We start from the raw sequence: 20,554 nt of genomic DNA on the forward strand, positions 1-20,554 counted from the left end.
CGCCTTCGTTGTCAGCGGGCTCTGGTAGGACTGGAGCTGTGAGCAGCGAGAACGGGCGGTCGGAGCAGGGGGCTCCAGAGGCGGAGCAGCTCGCGCTGATCCGCGAGAGCGTGCGCAGGGCCAAGGCCCCGCGGGCCAGGCCGCGGACGTGGCGGGGGGCCGAGCTGGCCGCCGAGCTGCCGGTCGCGCGGGTGCTGGTGGACAAGGGCCCGGTGCACCTGGACCGGCTGTGGGACTACGCCGTGCCCGCCGAGCTCGACGCCGACGCCCGGCCCGGCACCCGGGTCCGGGTGCGCTTCGGAGCCGGCACCCGCCAGGTGCGCGGCGGGCGGCGCGAGGGGGGCGGGCTGCTCGACGGCTTCATCGTGGAGCGCGTCGCCGAGTCCGACTATCAAGGCCCGCTGGCCGCCCTCGCCCAGGTGCTGTCGCCCGAGCCCGTGCTGAGCCCCGCGCTGCTGGGGCTGTGCCGGTCCGTCGCCGACCGCTACGCCGGCTCGCTCGCCGACGTGCTGCAGCTGGCCGTGCCGCCCCGGCACGCCCGCGTCGAGGCCGAGCCCTCGCCCGCCCCGGCGCCCCCGCCCGCCGCGCCCGACCCGGGCAGCTGGGCGCGCTATCCCACCGGTCCCGCGTATCTGGACGCCATCGCCCGGGGCGACTCCCCGCGCGCGGTGTGGACCGCCCTGCCCGGGCCGCACTGGCCCGCCGAGCTGGCCCGGGCCGCGGCGGCCGCCCTCGCCTCCGGGCGCGGCGCCCTGGTGGTCGTGCCGGACGGGCGGACCGCCGCCCGGGTCGACGCGGCGCTGACGGCGCTGCTGGGCGCGGGGCGGCATGTGCTGCTGACCGCCGACACCGGCCCCGAGGAGCGGTACCGCCGCTGGCTGGCCGTCAGCCGGGGCGCCGTCCGCGCGGTCGTCGGCACCCGCGCCGCGATGTTCGCGCCCGTACGGAATCCGGGCCTCGTCGCGATCTGGGACGACGGCGACTCCAGCCACAGCGAGCCGCACGCCCCGCAGCCGCACGCCCGCGAGGTGCTGCTGTCGCGCGCCGCGCACGAGAAGGCGGCCTTCCTGCTGGGCGGCTTCGGCTGCACGGTGGAGGCGGCCCAGCTCGTCGACACGGGCTGGGCGCTGCCGCTGGCAGCCGGCCGGGAGCGGGTGCGCGCCCTCGCGCCCCGGGTGCGCACGGTGGGGGAGGCCGACGAGGCGCGGGACGCCGCGGCGCGCTCCGCCCGGCTGCCCAGCGTCGCCTGGGAGGTCGCCCGCGAGGGGCTGCGGCACGGCCCGGTGCTGGTGCAGGTCCCGCGCCGGGGCTACGTCCCCCGGCTGGCCTGCGAGCGCTGCCGGGAGCCCGCCCGCTGCACGGCCTGCGCGGGGCCGCTGGAGGCGCGGGGCGGCTCCGGGGAGCTCCACTGCGGCTGGTGCGGGCAGGAGGCCCGTGACTGGCACTGCGGGGAGTGCGGCGGCTTCCGGCTGCGCGCGCAGGTGGTCGGCGCCCGGCGTACGGCCGAGGAGCTGGGCCGGGCGTTCCCGTCGGTGCCGGTGCGCACGTCGGGCCGGGACCACGTCCTGGACTCCGTCCCCGACCGGCCCGCGATCGTGGTCTCCACGCCCGGTGCCGAGCCCGTCGCGGAAGGGGGCTACGCGGCCGCCCTGCTGCTGGACGGCTGGGCCCTGCTCGGCCGCCCGGACCTGCGGGCGGGGGAGGAGGCGCTGCGCCGCTGGCTGGGCGCCGCCGCGCTGGTGCGGGGCCAGGAGGCGGGCGGCACGGTGGTGGTCGTGGCCGAGCCGACGCTGCGGCCCGTCCAGGCGCTGGTCCGCTGGGACCCCGCCGGGCACGCGGTGCGCGAGCTGGCCGACCGGGCGGAGCTGGGCTTCCCCCCAGTCTCCCGGATGGCGGCGGTGAGCGGGCCGCCGGAGGCGGTCGCGGAGCTGCTCGGCATGGCGGACCTGCCGGAGGGGGCCGAGGTGCTGGGGCCGGTGCCCCTGCCGGTGCCGGCGGAGGGCCGGCCGCGCCGGGCGGGGGACCCGCCCCCGGCCGCCGGCCGGTGGGAGCGTGCCCTGGTCCGGGTGCGGCCCGGGCAGGGGGCGGGGCTGGCGGCGGCGCTCAAGGCCGCCCAGGCGATACGCCTGGCCCGCCGCGACGGCGAGCCCGTACGCCTGCGGGTGGATCCGCCGGACATCGGGTGACGGCACCCGCGCCGGGTCCGCTGCCGGGCACCCACGTCCCGCCGCGCCGCGGCATCGGCCAGGACGGTGGGGTTCGCCGGTGCCGGACCGGGCTCGGGCCGGTGGGTGCCCCGCGTGCGACCGGTTCGGCACCGCCGGACCCGCGGTGGAGGGTGCCCACCGCCGTGGCGGGGAGAGGGGCCCCGGGGCCGGGCCCGGCCTCGTCCGCCCGGGCCGGGTCCGGGCGGTCAACCGTTGCGGGGACCCGGGAACGCCGATGCGCGCGGCTCCTCGCGGTGCGCGCCCGGCTGGCCCGGGACCGTACGGGCCGCCGGGACGACCGGCACGGGCGTGGGCTCCGCGGTGCGGACGGCGTCGCCGGGCTCGACGGTGGCCTGGGCGCCGGCGCGCCGGGCGCCGTAACGCCGGTGGACCGCCTGCTTGGTGACGCCGAGCGCCGAACCCACCGCGTCCCACGAGAAGCCCAGCGAGCGGTCGAAGTCCACCGCCGCCGTGACCAGCGTCTCGACGCTGTCCCGCAGCTCCTGCGCCAGACGTACCGTGGGCGCGGGGGCGCGTCCGTAGACGACGAAGCCCGCCGACGGGCCGGTGCGGCGCGGACGGTAGACGTTGCCCAGCTGAGCGGTGAGGGTGCGCAGCGCGTCCACCTGACGGCGGACCCGCTCGATGTCCCGGACCAGGAGATGCAGGCTGGCCCGTGCCTGGGCGTCGTGGGTTGCGTGGTCGGGCATGAACAAGCCTCTCGGACCGGCGTTGAAGGACTGTTGAAGTGACTGGCGAAGACTCGGCAAAGGACGAGCGTTGACGCGGGGATGACAAGCAACGCAAGGGCTGTGGGCCGGTGTTGCGGCCCGTTCCGGTCAATCTCTCTTGACACAACGCGCCACGCGCCGCTGGGTCACGGTATGGGGGCGTACATCCGCCGGAATGGGGCGCGCGCCAGCCCGCACGCCCCCTGGCGGCCCGGCCCCTCTAAACTGGGCCACCGGCCCCGCGAGAGAGGTTGTTCGCCACCCATGAGGCTCGTCTTCGCCGGTACCCCCGAGGTCGCCGTGCCCGCCCTCGACGCCCTGATCGCCTCGGAGCGGCACGAGGTCGTCGCCGTCGTCACCCGGCCCGACGCGCCCGCCGGGCGCGGCCGCCGGCTGGTCGCCAGCCCCGTCGCCGAACGGGCCGAGGAAGCGGGCATCGAGGTGCTCAAGCCCGCCCGGCCGCGCGACGAGGACTTCCTCACCCGGCTGCGGGAGATCGCCCCCGACTGCTGCCCCGTCGTCGCCTACGGCGCCCTGCTGCCCAAGGCCGCCCTCGACATCCCGGCCCACGGCTGGGTGAACCTCCACTTCTCGCTGCTGCCCGCCTGGCGCGGCGCCGCGCCCGTACAGCACGCGGTCATGGCCGGCGACGAGGTCACCGGCGCCTCCACCTTCCTCATCGAGGAGGGCCTGGACTCCGGCCCCGTCTTCGGCGTCCTCACCGAGCACGTGCGCCCCACGGACACCAGTGGCGATCTGCTCACCCGGCTCGCCTTCGCCGGCTCCGGGCTGCTCGCGGCCACCATGGACGGCATCGAGGACGGCACGCTCAAGGCCGTGCCCCAGCCCGCCGAGGGCGTCTCCCTCGCCCCGAAGATCACCGTCGAGGACGCCCGCGTCGACTGGACCGTGCCGGCCCTGCGCGTCGACCGCGTGGTGCGCGGCTGCGCCCCCGCACCCGGCGCGTGGACGACCTTCCGCGGCGAGCGCCTCAAGCTGATGTCGCTCACCCAGGAGCCCGGCCGCGGTGATCTGGCGCCCGGCGAGATGGCCGTCGCCAAGAACGCCGTCCACGTCGGCACCGGCTCCCACGCCGTGCTGCTGAGCTGGGTCCAGCCGCAGGGCAAGAAGCCGATGCAGGCCGCCGACTGGGCCCGCGGTGTGCGCATCGCCGCAGGCGAGCGGCTCGGCGCGGAGGATCGGGCGTAGGCTTTAGGCTCTTCGCCGTCCCAGCTCCGGAGCACCTTTCGTGAACGATCAGGCCCCTCGTCAGCGCCCCGCAAAGCCCTACCGCCGGCCCAAGAAGGACCCGGTACGGATCCTCGCCTTCGAGGCGCTGCGGGCCGTCGACGAGCGGGACGCGTACGCGAACCTCGTGCTGCCGCCGCTGCTGCGCAAGGCCCGTGAGAAGGAGGGCTTCCAGGCGCGCGACGCCGCGCTCGCCACCGAGCTCGTCTATGGCACCCTGCGCCGCCAGGGCACCTACGACGCGATCATCGCGGCCTGCGTCGACCGGCCGCTGCGCGAGGTCGATCCGCCGGTGCTGGACGTGCTGAGCCTGGGCGCCCACCAGCTGCTCGGCACCCGCATCCCCAGCCACGCCGCCGTCTCGGCCACCGTCGAGCTGGCCCGGGTCGTGCTGGGCGACGGCCGGGCGAAGTTCGTCAACGCGGTGCTGCGCCGGATCGCGGCCCACGACCTGGACGGCTGGCTGGAGCGGGTCGCGCCGCCGTACGAGGACGACCCCGAGGAGCACCTCGCCGTCGTCCACTCCCACCCGCGCTGGATCGTCTCCGCGCTGTGGGACGCGCTCGGCGGCGGCCGCGCCGGCATCGAGGACCTGCTGGAGGCCGACAACGAGCGCCCCGAGGTCACCCTCGTCGCCCGCCCCGGCCGGGCCACGACCGAGGAACTGCTGGCGGCGCTGGGCGAGGACTCGGGGCTGCCCGGCCGCTGGTCCCCGTACGCCGTCCGGCTCGCCGAGGGCGGCGAGCCCGGCGCGCTCGACGCCGTGCGCGAGGGCCGGGCGGGCGTCCAGGACGAGGGCAGCCAGCTGGTGGCCCTGGCGCTGGCGGACGTCCCGCTGGAGGGCCCCGACGAGCGCTGGCTCGACGGCTGCGCCGGCCCCGGCGGCAAGGCGGCACTGCTCGGCGCGCTCGCCGCGCAGCGCGGCGCCGCGCTGCTGGCCTCCGAGAAGCAGCCGCACCGGGCCCGGCTGGTGGAGCGCGCGCTGGCCGGCAACCCCGGCCCGTACCAGGTCATCGCCGCCGACGGGACCCGCCCGCCGTGGCGCGAGGGCTCCTTCGACCGGGTCCTGGTCGACGTGCCGTGCACGGGCCTGGGCGCGCTGCGCCGCCGCCCCGAGGCCCGCTGGCGGCGCCGTCCCGAGGACGTGCCGGGCTTCGCCCCGCTCCAGCGCGACCTGCTGCGCGAGGCGCTGCGGGCCGTGCGCGTCGGTGGCGTGGTCGGCTACGCCACCTGCTCGCCCCACCCCGCCGAGACCCGTGCGGTCGTCGGCGACGTGCTCAAGCGCGAGGACGTCCACGCCGAGTGGATCGACGCCCGCCCCCACATGGGCGGCGTCATGGCCCTGGGCGAGGGGCCCGACGTGCAGCTGTGGCCGCACCTCCACGGCACCGACGCCATGTACCTGGCCCTCCTGCGCCGCACGGCGTGAGCCCAAGGTGGCGGTCCGGGCACGGTCCGCCACCGCCGCAGGGCGGACCGGGCACCGCGGGCCTCCCGTGTCACGGACGGCGCACGCGGCATGGGAGGCTTGGGGTATGGCAGCGCAGATCAATCCCAGCATCCTGTCCGCGGACTTCGCCCGCCTCGCCGACGAGGCGGAGGCGGTCAAGGGCGCCGACTGGCTCCACGTCGACGTGATGGACAACCACTTCGTGCCCAACCTCACGCTCGGCGTGCCGGTCGTGGAGTCGCTGATCAAGGCCACGGACACCCCGCTCGACTGCCATCTGATGATCGAGGACCCGGACCGCTGGGCGCCGCGGTACGCGGAGCTGGGCGCCGGGTCGGTCACCTTCCACGCGGAGGCGGCCGCCGCCCCCGTGCGGCTGGCCCGGGAGATCCGGCGCAAGGGCGCCCGCGCGTCGATGGCGCTCAAGCCCGCCACCCCGATCGAGCCGTTCGAGGACCTGCTGCCCGAGCTGGACATGCTGCTCGTCATGACCGTCGAGCCCGGCTTCGGCGGCCAGTCCTTCCTGGACATCATGCTGCCCAAGATCCGCCGCACTCGGGAGCTGATCTCCCGGCACAACCTGCCGATCTGGCTCCAGGTCGACGGCGGGGTCTCGGCCGACACCATCGAGCGCTGCGCGGAGGCCGGCGCGGACGTCTTCGTGGCGGGCTCCGCCGTCTACGGTACGGACGACCCGGCGGCCGCCGTACGCGCCCTGCGCGAGCGGGCGGAGCGGGCCACGGCCGCGGCGCCCTGGGCCTGCGCCCACTGAACGTCCCCCGGCCGCTCGCCCGAATTGCTGAGGGCGGAGGACGGGGCCTGATCGAGTACCGTCGTATCTGACAGGATGACGGCGAGTCCACAGCTCCAGAGCTCTCAGCACGACAGCTCTTGACCACATAGTGAGGAGACCGCGGTGTCGACGGGCCGTTCGACCACGCCTATGGGGCCCGCCGAGCTGGTGCAGGCGGCGGCGATGGCCCGCCGCTTCTACCTCGAGGGCAAGTCGAAGATCCAGATCGCCGAGGAGTTCGGCGTGAGCCGCTTCAAGGTCGCCCGGGTGCTGGAGACGGCACTGGAGCGAGACCTGGTGCGGATCGAGATCCGGGTGCCGGCGGAGCTGGACGCGGAGCGCTCCGACGCGCTGCGCGCCCGCTACGGCCTGCGGCACGCGGTCGTCGTGGAATCCCCGGCCGACGCGGCCGACGACGCGCCCGACCCCGAGAACCTCGGCGAGGTGGCGGCCGGCCTGCTCGGCGAGCTGGTCCACGAGGGCGATGTGCTCGGCCTCGCCTGGGGCCGCTCCACCATCCACATGGCCGCGGCCCTGCACCGGCTGCCGCCGTGCACGGTCGTCCAGCTCACCGGCGTCTACGACGCCGGCACCGCCGAGCGCGGCTCGGTGGAGGCCGTGCGCCGCGCGGCCCAGGTCTCGGGCGGCGAGGCGCACCCCATCTACGCCCCGATGCTGCTGCCCGACTCCGCCACCGCCGCGGCCCTGCGCGGTCAGACGGGCATCGCCCGGGCCTTCGACTACTTCGACAAGGTCACCGTCGCCGCGGTCTCCATCGGCTCCTGGGAGCCGGGCATCTCGACCGTCTACGACATGCTGTCCGAGGAGGAGCGCACCCACTACGCCTCCCTCGGCGCCGCCGCCGAGATGTCCGCGCACCTCTTCGACGCCGAGGGCCGGCGCATCGGCCGCGACCTGGGCGAGCGCTGCATCACGGTCGAGGCCGACCGGCTGCGCCGCATCCCCGAGGTCGTCGCGATCGCGGGCGGCAAGCGCAAGGCGGCGGCGATCGGCGCGGTGCTCCGCTCCGGGCTGGTGACCAGCCTGGTCACGGACACGGCCGCCGCCGACCACCTGCTGCTGGAGACCGGCCCGGGCCCCCGCCCGGCGCTGGACCGCGCGGATCCGGACGGCTCGTAACCACCCGTCCCACCCGGCTGCCCGAGGGCGGCTCCCCCGGTAACACCACGGGGGAGCCGCCCTCGTGTCATGGGGGCGCCCGGTGATGGGGGGATGCATTTGAGCCACCGTCATATTGCCAATCATTGACACTCCATTGGCCAGAGCTTTACCGTCGGACCGCGCGGCGCCGGGGTGCCCCCGGGCCCGCTCCACCCCACCTTTTTTCGGAGGTCCGGAATGGAACAGCTCATCAAGAAGATGGCCGAGGACACGGTCTGGCAGGGCTGGGTGGCCGCCAACTCGGCGACCGCCGCCAAGGACGGCTGCATCAGCGCCGCCCCCAAGGCCGGGTGCATCAGCGCGGCACCCAAGGCCGGTTGTATCTCCTGAATCGGTGTCCGGCCCCGGGGATTCCTCCCCGGGGTTCTCCGTTGTGCGAGCTCACCTGGGGGTGGCAATGAACGGTCAGCCGGCCGCGGACGTCGTCGACCTGGTCAGGGACGTCCCGATCTACCGGGAGTCGGTCGCGCGGGGCCACTTCCCGATCCTGGAGAAGCCCGAGATAGCGCGCGGCTTCCCCGGCAACTGGATGACGCCGGAGCTGGAGGCGGCCCTGGAACGGGGCGAGGCCGAGTTCGTGCTCTCCACGGGCACCAACCACGCCCGTATGCAGATCATCCGCCCGCCGTACTTCCTGCTGCGTTCGTACTACCGGCTGTGGAGCGAGCACCCCGACATCTCCGCCACCTGGGAGCAGGGCTGCCGGCGCGTCTCCCTCACCACCGTCCTGGCCACCGAGCACGTGGCCCGCGTCAACGCCGCCAGGCGCGGCACCGAGCCCGCCGCGTCGCCCTCGGCGGAGGACCGGCGGCTCGACGACCGCACCGGCTACGTCAACCTCCGGCTCGACCCGGCGCTGTGGGACCGCGCGGACGTCGAGCGGATGCTCGCCGAGATCGCCGAGGCCGCGCGGGCGCACCCCCGGGGCTGGTACCACCTCGACTGCTCCGGCTACCACCTGGCGCACCTGGTGCGGAAGGTCGGCGCATGGGGGCTGTGGGACGCCTTCCCGCCGCCCGCCAGCATCATCCACGCCTACGAGTACACGCCCGTGAACGTCCGCCGCTATCTCCGGCAGCACTTCGCGTGCCCGGTCGTCGACCTCTTCGGCAGCACCGAACTGGGCTACCTCTACTACAGCGACAGCCGCGGACGGTACTGGCCCCACCTGGACCGGATGAGCGTGGAACTGATCCCGGTCGCCCCCGGCAGCGAGATCTACAGCCTCATCGTCACCAGCGTGCGCAACCCGCACATGCCGCTGATCCGCTACCGCTCCGGGGACTGCGCCCGGACCCTGGACGGCACTCCGGACCCGGCCCGGATCTCCCGCTTCTGCGGCCGGGAGAAGGAGCTCCTGGCCACCCCCGCCGGGCCGGTGGCCCAGGCCGACCTCGACGACCGGATCGCCGGCGTCTCGCACCGGGTCTTCCTCCACCAGCTGCGCGTGACCGGCGACGACCGGGCCGTGCTGCTCTGCACGACCTTCGACGGCGACCCCCTCGACGGGGCGGAGACCGCGGCCCTCGCGGAGGCCGTCGGCGATCTGACGGGCCGTCGGTGCCGCGTCGAGCACCGAGGGCACCTTCCCGTCGGGAAGTCCGGGAAGTACGCCTGGCTGGCGCGGGAGAAGTGATCGTGACCGCACGGACGGAAGAAGTCATGACCCCACAGCCGTACGTCTCCGCCGACGACCTCGCGGCCCTCCTCGGCGAGGAGCTGCACGCCGAGGTGGTGCGGCACTTCACCGGATCCACCGGCGCGGACCGGGAGTTCGTCGAGCGGCAGGTCACCGAGTGCCTGCGCTACCTCTACCTCGTCTCGCGCCACCGGGAGGCCCTCGCCGGCCTCTTCCTGCCCGTGGAGCAGGAGATCGACGAGATATGGCACTACCTCATCCTCCAGACCCGCGAGTACCGGGCCCTGTGCGAGGAGCGGCTGCCCGGGCGCTTCTTCATCGAGCACCGCAGCATCGCTTACGAGGACTACCAGGAGGAGCCGGGCCGGGAGCGGTCGGCCGAGGAGGCCCTGCGCTGGATCCCGTTGTACCGCCGGGAGTTCGGCCCGTTCGACGAGGGGGCCCTGCCGCACTGGACGATCGTACGGTTCCTCCACGAGCGACTGGAGATGTCACTGGAGGACATCGCGGCGCTCGAACTCCTGGGGTCATGAGCGCCGGCACCGCCGAAGTCCCCGGACCCGCGGCGGACTTCGCCCCCGACGAGCCGCCGGAGCAGCGCCGCGTCCTGACCGTGCTGGTCCTCGCCCAACTGCTCAGCGGCGCGGGGCTGGCGGCCGGGATCACCGTCGGCGCGCTGCTCGGCGAGGAGATGTTCGGCTCGACCGGGCTCTCGGGCCTGCCGAGCGCGCTGTTCACCGCGGGCGCGGCCGCCGGGGCCGTCGGCGTCGGCCGGCTCTGCCAGCGCTTCGGCCGGCGGCCCGGCCTGGCCGCCGGCTACGCGACGGGCGCGGCGGGCAGCCTCGGCGTCGTCGTCGCGGCGGCGCTCGGCAGCGTGGCCCTGCTCTGCGTCTCGCTCCTGGTCTACGGCGCCGGGACCGCCACCAACCTGCTGGCCCGCTACGCGGGGGTGGACCTGGCCGCGCCCGCCCGCCGGGGCCGCGCCGCGGGCACGGTGCTGTTCGCCACCACCCTCGGCGCGGTCGTGGGCCCCACCCTGGTGACGGTGACCGGTGACCTCGCGCACGGCTGGGGGATTCCCCGCCTCGCCGGTCCGTTCCTGCTGGCCACCGCCGCCTTCGCGGCGGCCACCGCGCTCCTGGGCACCTTCCTGCGCCCGGACCCGCTGCTGCTGGCCCGGGAGCGGGCCGCCGCCGCGCCGGTGCCACGGGCGGGGGAGCCGGGGGAGGGCGCCCCGCCCGCCCGCGGGCCCGCCCGGGGTGTCGCCACCGGCACGGCCGTCATGATCCTCAGCCAGCTGGCGATGATCGCGATCATGACGATGACGCCGGTCCACATGCGCGCCCACGGCCACGGCACCCAGGCGGCCGGGCTGGTCATCGCCCTCCACGTGGGCGCGATGTTCCTGCCCTCGCCGGTCACCGGCCACCTCGTCGACCGCTTCGGCCGGGCACCGATCGCCGCGGCGTCCGGGGTCACGCTGCTCACGGCCGGCGCGCTGGCCGCCCTGGCCCCGGCGCACTCCGTGCCCGCGCTCGCCGCGGCGCTCGTCCTGCTGGGCATCGGCTGGAACCTCGGCTTCGTCAGCGGCACCGCCATGGTCACCGACGCCGTCCCGCCCGCCACCCGCGCCTCCACCCAGGGCCTGGTGGACGTCGGCGTCTCGCTGGCCGGCGCCACCGGCGGCATGGCGTCGGGCCTGGTCGTGGCGCACGGCGGCTTCCCGCTGCTGGCGGCCGGCGGGGGCCTCCTGGCGCTGGCGATCGTGCCCGTCCTCGCGCTCCGGGCGCGACCCTCGCGCCCTCTTGGCGGAACCCACAAACGCCCTCCGGGGACCCCTGGGAGAACTCACAGAATGTGACCCATATTGGCCAGAAGACGCGAGCATCATGGATGATGGGTCCAGGAACCTCAGCCCGATCCGGCGCCAGGTTCGGTCTGACTCCCCACCCGCTTTGTACTCAAATTCGCAGGTGAGAGAGCCAGTATGCGTTTCCTCAATGACCAGAAGCCGTCGTACGACCTGACGTACGACGATGTGTTCATGGTGCCGAGCCGCTCCGCGGTCGGTTCCCGTCAGGGTGTGGACCTCTCCGCACAGGACGGTACGGGCACGACCATCCCGCTCGTCGTCGCCAACATGACCGCGATCGCCGGCCGCCGCATGGCGGAGACCGTCGCCCGCCGCGGTGGCCTCGTGGTCATCCCCCAGGACATCCCGATCGAGGTCGTCACCGACGTCATCTCCTGGGTCAAGGGCCGTCACCTCGTGCTCGACACCCCGATCGTCCTCACGCCGACGCAGACCGTCGCCGACGCGCTGTCCCTGCTGCCCAAGCGGGCGCACGGCGCCGGTGTGGTCGTCGACGACGAGCACCGCCCCGTCGGTGTCGTCACCGAGCACGACCTGACCGGCGTGGACCGCTTCACCCAGCTGTCCGAGGTCATGTCCACCGAACTGCTGCTCCTGGACGCCGACATCGACCCGCGCGAGGCCTTCAACCGCCTCGACGCCGCCCACCGCAAGCTGGCGCCCGCCGTCGACGCGGACGGCAGGCTGGCCGGCATCCTCACCCGCAAGGGCGCCCTGCGGGCCACCCTCTACACCCCCGCCACCGACGCCGAGGGCAAGCTGCGCATCGCCGCCGCCGTGGGCATCAACGGCGACTTCGTGGGCAAGGCCAAGCAGCTGCTCGACGCCGGCGTGGACACGCTCGTCATCGACACCGCGCACGGCCACCAGGAGTCGATGATCTCCGCGATCAAGGCCGTCCGGGCGCTCGACCCGAAGGTCCCGATCGTCGCGGGCAACATCGTCGCCGCCGAGGGCGTGCGCGACCTCATCGAGGCCGGCGCGGACATCATCAAGGTCGGTGTGGGCCCGGGCGCCATGTGCACCACCCGCATGATGACCGGCGTGGGCCGCCCGCAGTTCTCCGCGGTGCTGGAGTGCGCCGCCGAGGCGAAGAAGTACGGCAAGCACGTCTGGGCCGACGGCGGCGTCCGTCACCCGCGTGACGTGGCCATGGCCCTCGCGGCCGGCGCCTCCAACGTCATGATCGGTTCCTGGTTCGCGGGCACCTACGAGTCCCCGGGCGACCTCCAGCAGACCGCCGACGGGCGCTTCTACAAGGAGTCCTTCGGCATGGCCTCGGCCCGCGCGGTCCAGAACCGCACCTCCGAGGAGTCCGCGTACGACCGGGCCCGCAAGGGTCTGTTCGAGGAGGGCATCTCCACCTCCCGCATGTTCCTCGACCCGGCCCGCCCGGGCGTCGAGGACCTGATCGACTCGATCATCGCGGGCGTCCGCTCCTCCTGCACCTACGCGGGCGCGGGCTCCCTGGAGGAGTTCGCCGAGCGTGCCGTCGTCGGCGTCCAGAGCGCCGCCGGCTACGCCGAGGGCAAGCCGCTGCACGCCAGCTGGCAGTAGTCCGCACCGCCCGGAAGGGGCGTGATCCGGTTCGCCGGGTCGCGCCCCTTTTTTGCTCCCCCTGTACCGATTCATAACACCATGCGCAACGATCGGCTGCTAAGAACCCCCCGACGCAATGATCGAACGGGCATACGCAAGAATGGTGCATTACGAGCGCGGGCCATCCCCCCGTAAGGTCTGCGCAGAACGTGGAGTGGCGGATACCGCTTGCTCGGCGGTACCCCCTCGCTACGGGACAGCTCTGCCCTGCCGGCGCGCCCTGGGTCACCGCCGTCGGCCGTCGCTCCCGACCGGCACCCCCCGACCGGGAATCATGAACGGAGCGACCCCTGTGGGATCGACCCCAGTGTTGGACAAAGGCGCATCGCCGGCCCTGACCGGCGACGACAAGCGTGCCCCGCTGCCGACCGCCGGCTTCGGCGCCCGGCTCATGCGCCGCAAGCCCGTCGAGCGCCTGGTCGCCGAGGGCGGCCAGGGCGAGGGCGGCAGCCTGCGCCGTTCGCTCGGCATGTGGCAGCTGACGATGATCAGCATCGGTGCCACCCTGGGCACCGGCATCTTCGTCGTCCTGGGCTCGGCCGTCCCCAGCGCCGGCCCGGCCGTGGTGATCTCGTTCGTGATCGCCGGTCTGACCGCGCTCTTCTCGGCCCTGTCCTACGCCGAGCTCGCGGGCAGCATCCCGGTCTCCGGCTCCTCGTACTCGTACGCCTACGCCACCCTGGGCGAGATCGTCGCCTGGATCTGCGGCTGGTGCCTGATCCTGGAGTACGGCGTCTCCGTCGCGGCCGTCGCCGTCGGCTGGGGCCAGTACCTCAACGAGCTCCTCGAAGGCACCATCGGCGTCACCATCCCCACCTGGATGGCCAACCCGCCCGGCGTGGACGGCGGCGTCTTCAACCTCCCGGCCCTGCTCGTCGTGCTGCTGTGCATGGCGTTCCTGCTGGGCGGCGCCAAGGAGAGCGCCCGCGCCAACACCATCATGGTCTGTGTGAAGATCGCGGCCCTGCTGCTCTTCTGCGCCGTCGCCTTCACCGGCATCCGGGCCGGCAACTACAGCCCGTTCATGCCGCTCGGCCTCGGCGGCGTCAGCGCCGCGGGCGCCACGCTCTTCTTCTCGTACATCGGCTTCGACGCCGCCTCCACCGCGGGCGAGGAGGCCAAGGACCCCAAGCGGGACCTGCCCAAGGCCATCATGCTCTCGCTGCTGATCGTCACCGCGCTGTACGTGCTGGTCGCGGCGATCGCGGTCGGCGCCATGCCGTGGGACAAGTTCGAGGGCTCCGAGGCCGCGCTCGCCGGCATCATGAAGGACGTCACGGGCCACGGCTTCTGGGCCGTCCTCCTGGCCGCCGGCGCCGTCATCGCCATCGCCAGCGTCGTGCTGACCGTGCTCTACGGCCAGACCCGCATCCTCTTCGCCATGTCCCGTGACGGTCTGGTGCCCAAGAGCTTCGCCAAGGTCAGCAAGAAGGGCGTGCCGGTCGGCAACACCGTGATCGTCTCGCTGTTCTGCGGCGGCCTGGCCGCGGCGGTCCCGCTGGGCAAGCTGGTCGACGCCACCAGCATCGGTACGCTCTTCGCCTTCGCGCTGGTCAACATCGCCGTCATCGTGCTCCGCGTCAACCGCCCCACCATGAAGCGCACCTTCCAGGTACCGCTTTCGGGTGTCCGTATCCCCTTCGGCGACACCACGGTGCCGCTGGCCCCGATCTTCCCCGCCATCGGCTTCGGTCTGTGCGTCTACATGATGACCAGCCTGGACATCGTGACCTGGGAGGTCTTCGGTGGCTGGATGGTCATCGGCCTGGTGATCTACTTCGCCTACGGCATGCGCAGCTCGCGTCTGGCCCGTGAGGCGAGTGGCGGGGTGGCCCTGGAGGCCGCCGCCCCGGTGTCCGAGCCGGTCCCGGCGGCCGCCGAGCCGGCCCCGGCGAAGTCCGCGCAGGCCAAGCCCGCCGCGGCGACGTCCGGGAAGGCCCCGGCGAAGCCCGCCCAGCGCTCCGGCCGCCCCGGCGCGAAGCCGGCCGGCAAGGCCCGCAAGAGGTCCGCGAAGAAGTGATCTTCGTACGCGTCGCCCTATGATCCCCGACTGCCGGGTCCGCTCCGCGCGGACCCGGCAGTCGTTCGTTCGGGCATGTCGACGGCCCCGGCCCGGCCGTCGGGGCACGGAAGGGATCACATCCGATGAGCAGCCCCCGCCTCCTGCTGACCGGCGACCGCCTCGCCCTGGCCATGCCCCGCGAGGCGATGCTGGCCGAGTACCACTCCTGGGAGACCGACCCCGGGACCATCCTCGGCCGGGGCAGCCGGTTCCCCCGGGCCTGGGAGGTGCACGCCGAGGAGTGGGACCGGCGGCTCGACGACCGCGACCACGCCCGCTTCGAGGTCGTGCGCCTGAAGGACAAACAACCCGTCGGCCTGACCGCCCTCCAGGTCGATCCCCGGGAGCGCCGGGCCGAGTTCACGATCTTCCTGGCCCCGCACCAGCGCGGCAAGCGCTTCGCCGAGGAGGCCACCCGGCTCACCCTGGACTGGGGGTTCCACCTGGCCGGGCTGCGGGCCGTCTGGCTGAAGGTCCTCGAACCCAACCGGGCCGGGATCACCGCCTTCGAGAAGGCCGGATTCCGGCCCACCGGCCGCTTCCGCAGGTCGGGGCACTGGCTGGGCCAGTACGTGGACGAAGTGCTGATGGACGCCCTGATCGAGGACTTCCCCGGCCCGTCCGCGATGTGTGCCGCGCTGGGTGGCTGACGTCCGGATGAGCACCCTTCGGGCGGGATCACCCCCGGACACGTGATCTACTGCTGGTAACGACAGCAGGTACACCCGTAGAAATGTGATCCACCCGCCGTGCGATTGAACGAGCTCGACGAACGCATCGTGCATGCCCTGGCCGAGGACGCCAGGCGCTCCTACGCCGACATCGGCGCGGAGGTCGGCCTGTCCGCCCCGGCCGTCAAACGGCGCGTGGACAGGCTGCGCGCCGAGGGGGCCATCACGGGCTTCACCGTCCGGGTGGACCCGGCCGCGCTCGGCTGGGAGACCGAGGGGTTCATCGAGCTCTACTGCCGCCGGAACACCTCGCCCGAGGCGATCCACCGCGGTCTGACGCGCTATCCCGAGGTGGCGTCCGCCTCGACCGTCACCGGCGAGGCCGACGCCATCGTGCAGATCTTCGCCTCCGACATGCGGCACTTCGAGCGCGTGCTGGAGCGCATCGCCGGCGAGCCGTTCGTGGAGCGCACCAAATCGGTGCTGGTGCTCTCCCCGCTGCTGCGCCGCTTCAGCTCCGGCGCGCCTTCGTAGGGCCTCCTACGGGATCGCGCGGCCGGTCCCGGCCCGGCCCGCGCCCGCCTGGGCCCCTCAGCTCCTCAGCTCCTCAGCCGCTCAGCCGCTCAGCCGCGCACCCCGGCCCTGGCGATCCCGCCGCCCGCGTCCAGCGGAGGTATCCGGCGCAGCGCGGCGAGGGCCGCGGCCGGATAGCGGGGATCGGGCCGCAGCGCGTACTCGCGCAGGCACGCCTCGGTGAACTTGATGACGTGCTCGTCGCCGTGCTCCGCCGCCAGCGCGCCCAGCTCGGCCGGCGACGGCACGTCCGGCACCTCCTCCCGCCAGGCGCCCGACTCCTCTCCCCGCCGGTCCGTGGTGAAGACCAGCAGGAAGGCGGCCTGGATCTGCCACAGCACGGCCAGCGTCGGCTCGTGCAGCTCCCGCGGCAGGTGGGGCAGGACGAGCCGGGCGGCGGCGGGTGCCGTGACGCCGTGGACGAGGGGGACCGGGAAGACCTCGGGGTGGCCCAGATAGACGTCGGCGAACCGCAGCGTCATCTCGCTCAGCAGCCGGGGCGCGGCCTCGGGGGCGAGCCGCCCCAGGGCCTCGTCGTAGCCGGGGAGCGTGCCGAGGCGCGCCAGCCTGGCCTGCGCGGCCGCGGGTCCCGGCGTGCCGTCCACCGGCGGCCGGGGGAGCGCGGCGACCGCCTCCGCCACCTCGTCCGTACCGGCCAGGCGGGGCCGCCCGGGCAGCTCGCTCCAGCGGGCCGCCCAGTAGGCCAGGCCCCTGGCGAGCTCGGCGAGCTGGAACGGGGTGGGGGTGCCGGCGGCGTAGAGGCCCCGCACGGCGTGGGCGGTGCGGATGAGGCCGTGGGTCAGTCCGGCGAAGAGCCCCGGCAGCAGCCGCGGCCACCACCGTACGAGCACCTCGCGCCAGGGGGCTTCGGCCAGCTCGCGGGCGAACAGCCGCTCCCAGTCGCCGGCCCGGTCGAAGCGGCCCAGGGCGGGGCGCCAGGAGGCCTCGTCCGCCGGGTCCAGGGCGAAGCGGGGGGCGGGCGGCTCGTGGTGGTCCATGGCGCGCCGGTAGCGCTCCACCCAGCGGGCCACCTCGTCCGTGCGGCCCAGCAGGGCGAGGGCCTCGGCTCCCATCGGGCCGTGATTGGCCAGGTCGACGCCCTGGCCGCGTTCGTAGCCGAGGTCGTCCAGGCGCTCCAGGGCGTCGTTGAGCGCGTCGTCGTAGCTGATCGTGGGCATACGGATCCCTACCTTTCGGATATTCCAATAGTTTGGAGATCCAAAGCATCTACACTCGCAGTATGCCGCACACTCGCGAGGCCGGGACAGCGCCCCGGGTTCCGACCCCCGCCGATCTCGACGTCATCGCCCTCGTCCCCCTCCTGGAGCCGTTCTTCCGCAAAGCGGAGGTGCGCGGGCTCATGCCCGAGCCGCTGCGCCGGGCCATGGAGACCCACGGTCTGACGCCCCGTCACGGCGCCGTGCTGCCGCATCTGCTGGCCGGCGTCCCGCTCACCGTCGGGGAGATCGGCCAGCGGCTCCATGTCTCCCTCCCCACGGCCAGCGAGCTCGTGGGCGCCCTGAGCCGGGCCGGCATCGTGGAGCGCAACGAGGACCCCGCCAACCGCCGCCGGGTCCTGGTCTCCCTCGCCGCCGCCCACCGGCCGGCGCTGGAGACCTTCGTCGCCCGCCGCTCCGAACCGCTGCTGAGGGCCCTGGACGGCCTGGCTCCGCAGGAGCGGGCGGGGTTCCTGGCGGGGCTCACGGCATGGGTCCGGGAGGTCCAGGGCTAGGGCGTCGGCCGACGGCCCGCGGGGCGGCGCAACGAATCGCCGCCGGAGGCCCGAAACGCGCAACGTTTCGGTCGTCGTCGCGCAACGTCCACGCCTTGTCCGGGCCGGAGCCGGAACCGTACCGTCGAGTCGTTTACACCGAAGCGTGGACGGCCCGGCTCCGCCGTACGGCCCCGCCGCGAACACCGACCGCGAAAGAGGACGCATGACGCCGCTGCGCATCGCGCTGTACCAGGGCCCCAGTGGCGTTCCGGCGTCCGTCGCGGACAGCCTCGCCGCCCTGGCCGCCGCCGCCCGCCGGGCCGCGGACGCGGGCGCCCGGCTGCTGCTGACCGACGAGCTCTTCCTCACCGGCTACGGCCTGGGGCCGGCCGTCGCCGACCTCGCCGAGCCCGCCGACGGGCCCTCCGCGCGAGCCGTCGCCGCGATCGCCGCCGAACACGGCCTGGCCATCGGCTTCGGCTATCCGGAGCGCGACGGCGCGGTGGTCCACAACTCCCTCCAGCTCGTCGGCCCCGACGGCGGTCTCCTGGCGAACTACCGCAAGGCGCACCTCTTCGGCGACTACGAGACCACCAGCTTCACCCCCGGCACCGAGCCCGTGGTCCAGGCGGAGCTCGACGGCGTCCGCCTCGGCCTCCTGATCTGCTACGACGTCGAGTTCCCCGAGGCCGTGCGCGCCCACGCGCTGGCGGGGACCGAGCTGCTGCTCGTGCCGACCGCGCTGATGCGCCCGTACGAGATCGTTCCGCAGACGATCGTCCCGGCGCGGGCCTGGGAGAGCCAGCTCTACATCGCGTACGCCAACCGCTGCGGCGACGAGGGCGACTTCACCTTCGCCGGTCTGTCCTGCGTGGCGGCGCCCGACGGGACCGTCCGGGCCCGGGCCGGCGCGGGCGAGGACCTGATCGTCGCCGATGTGGACCCGGGGCTGCTGAAGGCCTCCCGCGCCGAGAACACCTACTTGAGCGACCGCCGCCCCGAGCTCTACGGCTCGCTCGCCTGAACCACGGGCCCAGCCCGCCCCCTCCCCCACCCCCCTGCCAGTAGGAGAGTCCAGCCGATGACGTCCACGGTGCCCACCGCCGTCCACGACGAGCACGAGCAGGTCCAGCCCGTCGAGCCGCCGATCACCATGTTCGGCCCGGACTTCCCCTTCGCCTACGACGACTTCCTCGCCCACCCGGCGGGCCTGGGCCAGATACCCGCCACCGAGCACGGCACCGAGGTCGCCGTCATCGGCGGCGGTCTCTCCGGCATCATCGCGGCCTACGAGCTGATGAAGATGGGCCTCAAGCCCGTCGTCTACGAGGCCGACCAGATCGGTGGCCGGCTGCGCACCGTGGGCTTCGAGGGCTGCGACGAGAACCTGACCGCGGAGATGGGCGCGATGCGCTTCCCGCCGTCCTCCACCGCCTTCCAGCACTACATCGATCTGGTGGGCCTGGAGACCAAGCCGTTCCCCAACCCGCTGGCGCCCTGCACCCCCTCGACCGTCGTCGACCTCAAGGGCGAGTCCCACTACGCCGAGACGGTCGACGACCTGCCGCAGGTCTACCGCGACGTGGCCCAGGCGTGGAACGCCTGCCTGGAGGAGGGCGCGGACTTCTCCGACATGAACCGCGCCATGCGCGAGCGCGACGTGCCGCGCATCCGCGAGATCTGGGCGAAGCTGGTCGAGAAGCTCGACAACCAGACCTTCTACGGCTTCCTCTGCGAGTCCGAGGCCTTCAAGTCCTTCCGCCACCGCGAGATCTTCGGCCAGGTCGGCTTCGGCACCGGCGGCTGGGACACCGACTTCCCGAACTCCATCCTGGAGATCCTGCGCGTCGTCTACACCGAGGCCGACGACCACCACCGCGGCATCGTGGGCGGCAGCCAGCAGGTGCCGCTGCGCCTGTGGGAGCGCGAGCCGGAGAAGATCGTCCACTGGGCGCCGGGCACCTCGCTGTCCTCGCTGCACGGCGGTACCCCCCGCCCGGCCGTGACCCGCCTGCACCGCACCGCCGGCAACCGCATCACCGTGACCGACGCGAGCGGCGACATCCGTACGTACAAGGCGGCCATCTTCACCGCGCAGTCCTGGATGCTGCTGTCCAAGATCGCGTGCGACGACTCGCTCTTCCCCATCGACCACTGGACGGCGATGGAGCGCACCCACTACATGGAGTCGTCCAAGCTGTTCGTGCCCGTCGACCGGCCGTTCTGGCTGGACAAGGACGAGGAGACGGGCCGGGACGTCATGTCGATGACGCTCACCGACCGCATGACGCGCGGCACCTACCTGCTGGACGACGGCCCGGACAAGCCCGCCGTCATCTGCCTCTCCTACACCTGGTGCGACGACAGCCTCAAGTGGCTGCCGCTGTCGGCGAACGAGCGCCTGGAGGTCATGCTCAAGTCGCTCGGCGAGATCTACCCGAAGGTCGACATCCGCAAGCACATCATCGGCAACCCGGTGACCGTCTCGTGGGAGAACGAGCCCTACTTCATGGGCGCGTTCAAGGCGAACCTCCCGGGCCACTACCGCTACCAGCGGCGTCTGTACACCCACTTCATGCAGGACCGTCTGCCCGAGGACAAGCGCGGCATCTTCCTCGCCGGCGACGACATCTCGTGGACGGCCGGCTGGGCCGAGGGTGCCGTCCAGACCGCGCTGAACGCCGTGTGGGGTGTCATGCACCAGTTCGGCGGCGGCACGGACGGGACCAACCCGGGCCCGGGCGACCTCTTCGACGAGATCGCGCCCGTGGAGCTCCCGGAGGACTGAGGTCCGGGGCCGGTGCGCGTGGGT

18 protein-coding genes are annotated in these 20,554 nt (G+C 73.9%); 16 read left to right on the forward strand and 2 right to left on the reverse strand.

Going from position 1 to position 20,554, the window contains the following annotated elements:
- Nucleotides 1-38 precede the first annotated feature (38 nt).
- A complete protein-coding gene (locus tag AC07BS_RS31400) occupies nucleotides 39-2,186 on the forward strand; it encodes a primosomal protein N' (RefSeq protein WP_478935194.1) in 2,148 nt (715 codons plus the stop codon).
- Nucleotides 2,187-2,413: 227 nt separating this feature from the next.
- Here AC07BS_RS31400 and AC07BS_RS31405 read toward each other — a convergent pair whose 3' ends face one another.
- The gene (locus AC07BS_RS31405; RefSeq protein ID WP_478644501.1) at nucleotides 2,414-2,917 is read right to left on the reverse strand and encodes a hypothetical protein; all 504 of its coding nucleotides are present in this window, start codon (nucleotides 2,915-2,917) and stop codon (nucleotides 2,414-2,416) included.
- A gap of 285 nt (nucleotides 2,918-3,202) precedes the next feature.
- Here AC07BS_RS31405 and fmt point away from each other — a divergent pair, with 285 nt between their 5' ends.
- The 12 genes from fmt (at nucleotide 3,203) to AC07BS_RS31465 (ending at nucleotide 15,989) form a co-directional block, all read left to right on the forward strand.
- Nucleotides 3,203-4,147 carry a methionyl-tRNA formyltransferase gene (fmt, locus tag AC07BS_RS31410; protein WP_478935195.1) on the forward strand — a complete coding sequence of 315 codons (945 nt, stop codon included), beginning with the start codon at nucleotides 3,203-3,205 and terminating at the stop codon, nucleotides 4,145-4,147.
- Nucleotides 4,148-4,187: 40 nt separating this feature from the next.
- Entirely contained in the window at nucleotides 4,188-5,615 is a 1,428-nt protein-coding gene (locus AC07BS_RS31415; RefSeq protein WP_478935196.1) for an RsmB/NOP family class I SAM-dependent RNA methyltransferase, read from the forward strand.
- Between the two features lie 106 nt (nucleotides 5,616-5,721).
- Entirely contained in the window at nucleotides 5,722-6,408 is a 687-nt protein-coding gene (gene rpe / locus AC07BS_RS31420) for a ribulose-phosphate 3-epimerase (protein ID WP_478644494.1), read from the forward strand.
- A 171-nt stretch (nucleotides 6,409-6,579) separates the two neighbouring features.
- Nucleotides 6,580-7,569 carry a sugar-binding transcriptional regulator gene (locus AC07BS_RS31425; protein WP_478645060.1) on the forward strand — a complete coding sequence of 330 codons (990 nt, stop codon included), beginning with the start codon at nucleotides 6,580-6,582 and terminating at the stop codon, nucleotides 7,567-7,569.
- Nucleotides 7,570-7,788: 219 nt separating this feature from the next.
- Nucleotides 7,789-7,941, forward strand: coding sequence for a hypothetical protein (locus AC07BS_RS31430; RefSeq protein ID WP_478935197.1), 153 nt, complete (start codon nucleotides 7,789-7,791; stop codon nucleotides 7,939-7,941).
- Nucleotides 7,942-8,008: 67 nt separating this feature from the next.
- Entirely contained in the window at nucleotides 8,009-9,247 is a 1,239-nt protein-coding gene (locus AC07BS_RS31435) for a phenylacetate--CoA ligase family protein (protein WP_478644489.1), read from the forward strand.
- Between the two features lie 26 nt (nucleotides 9,248-9,273).
- Nucleotides 9,274-9,783: a glycine-rich domain-containing protein gene (locus tag AC07BS_RS31440; protein WP_478935198.1), complete on the forward strand. Its 510-nt coding sequence runs from the start codon at nucleotides 9,274-9,276 to the stop codon at nucleotides 9,781-9,783.
- Complete coding sequence (locus AC07BS_RS31445; RefSeq protein ID WP_478935199.1) at nucleotides 9,780-11,111, forward strand: MFS transporter; 1,332 nt, start codon at nucleotides 9,780-9,782, stop codon at nucleotides 11,109-11,111. Before AC07BS_RS31440 ends, AC07BS_RS31445 begins: the two co-directional genes overlap by 4 nt.
- A gap of 126 nt (nucleotides 11,112-11,237) precedes the next feature.
- On the forward strand, nucleotides 11,238-12,680 hold the full coding sequence (locus AC07BS_RS31450; RefSeq protein WP_478644481.1) for a GuaB1 family IMP dehydrogenase-related protein: 1,443 nt from the start codon (nucleotides 11,238-11,240) through the stop codon (nucleotides 12,678-12,680).
- A 349-nt stretch (nucleotides 12,681-13,029) separates the two neighbouring features.
- A complete protein-coding gene (locus tag AC07BS_RS31455) occupies nucleotides 13,030-14,742 on the forward strand; it encodes an amino acid permease (RefSeq protein WP_478644479.1) in 1,713 nt (570 codons plus the stop codon).
- A gap of 125 nt (nucleotides 14,743-14,867) precedes the next feature.
- Entirely contained in the window at nucleotides 14,868-15,434 is a 567-nt protein-coding gene (locus AC07BS_RS31460) for a GNAT family N-acetyltransferase (protein WP_478644477.1), read from the forward strand.
- 99 nt (nucleotides 15,435-15,533) lie between these two features.
- Entirely contained in the window at nucleotides 15,534-15,989 is a 456-nt protein-coding gene (locus AC07BS_RS31465; RefSeq protein WP_190065105.1) for an Lrp/AsnC family transcriptional regulator, read from the forward strand.
- A gap of 89 nt (nucleotides 15,990-16,078) precedes the next feature.
- Here the strand turns inward: AC07BS_RS31465 and AC07BS_RS31470 are convergent, their stop codons facing one another.
- A complete protein-coding gene (locus AC07BS_RS31470; RefSeq protein ID WP_478935200.1) occupies nucleotides 16,079-17,206 on the reverse strand; it encodes a questin oxidase family protein in 1,128 nt (375 codons plus the stop codon).
- A gap of 62 nt (nucleotides 17,207-17,268) precedes the next feature.
- Here AC07BS_RS31470 and AC07BS_RS31475 point away from each other — a divergent pair, with 62 nt between their 5' ends.
- The 3 genes from AC07BS_RS31475 (at nucleotide 17,269) to AC07BS_RS31485 (ending at nucleotide 20,530) form a co-directional block, all read left to right on the forward strand.
- Nucleotides 17,269-17,760 carry a MarR family winged helix-turn-helix transcriptional regulator gene (locus tag AC07BS_RS31475; RefSeq protein ID WP_478644473.1) on the forward strand — a complete coding sequence of 164 codons (492 nt, stop codon included), beginning with the start codon at nucleotides 17,269-17,271 and terminating at the stop codon, nucleotides 17,758-17,760.
- A 205-nt stretch (nucleotides 17,761-17,965) separates the two neighbouring features.
- Complete coding sequence (locus AC07BS_RS31480; RefSeq protein ID WP_478935201.1) at nucleotides 17,966-18,766, forward strand: carbon-nitrogen hydrolase family protein; 801 nt, start codon at nucleotides 17,966-17,968, stop codon at nucleotides 18,764-18,766.
- A gap of 57 nt (nucleotides 18,767-18,823) precedes the next feature.
- Nucleotides 18,824-20,530 carry a flavin monoamine oxidase family protein gene (locus AC07BS_RS31485; protein WP_478644469.1) on the forward strand — a complete coding sequence of 569 codons (1,707 nt, stop codon included), beginning with the start codon at nucleotides 18,824-18,826 and terminating at the stop codon, nucleotides 20,528-20,530.
- Nucleotides 20,531-20,554: the final 24 nt, after the last annotated feature.

It is taken from the genome of Streptomyces sp. NPDC044063, from assembly GCF_056434285.1.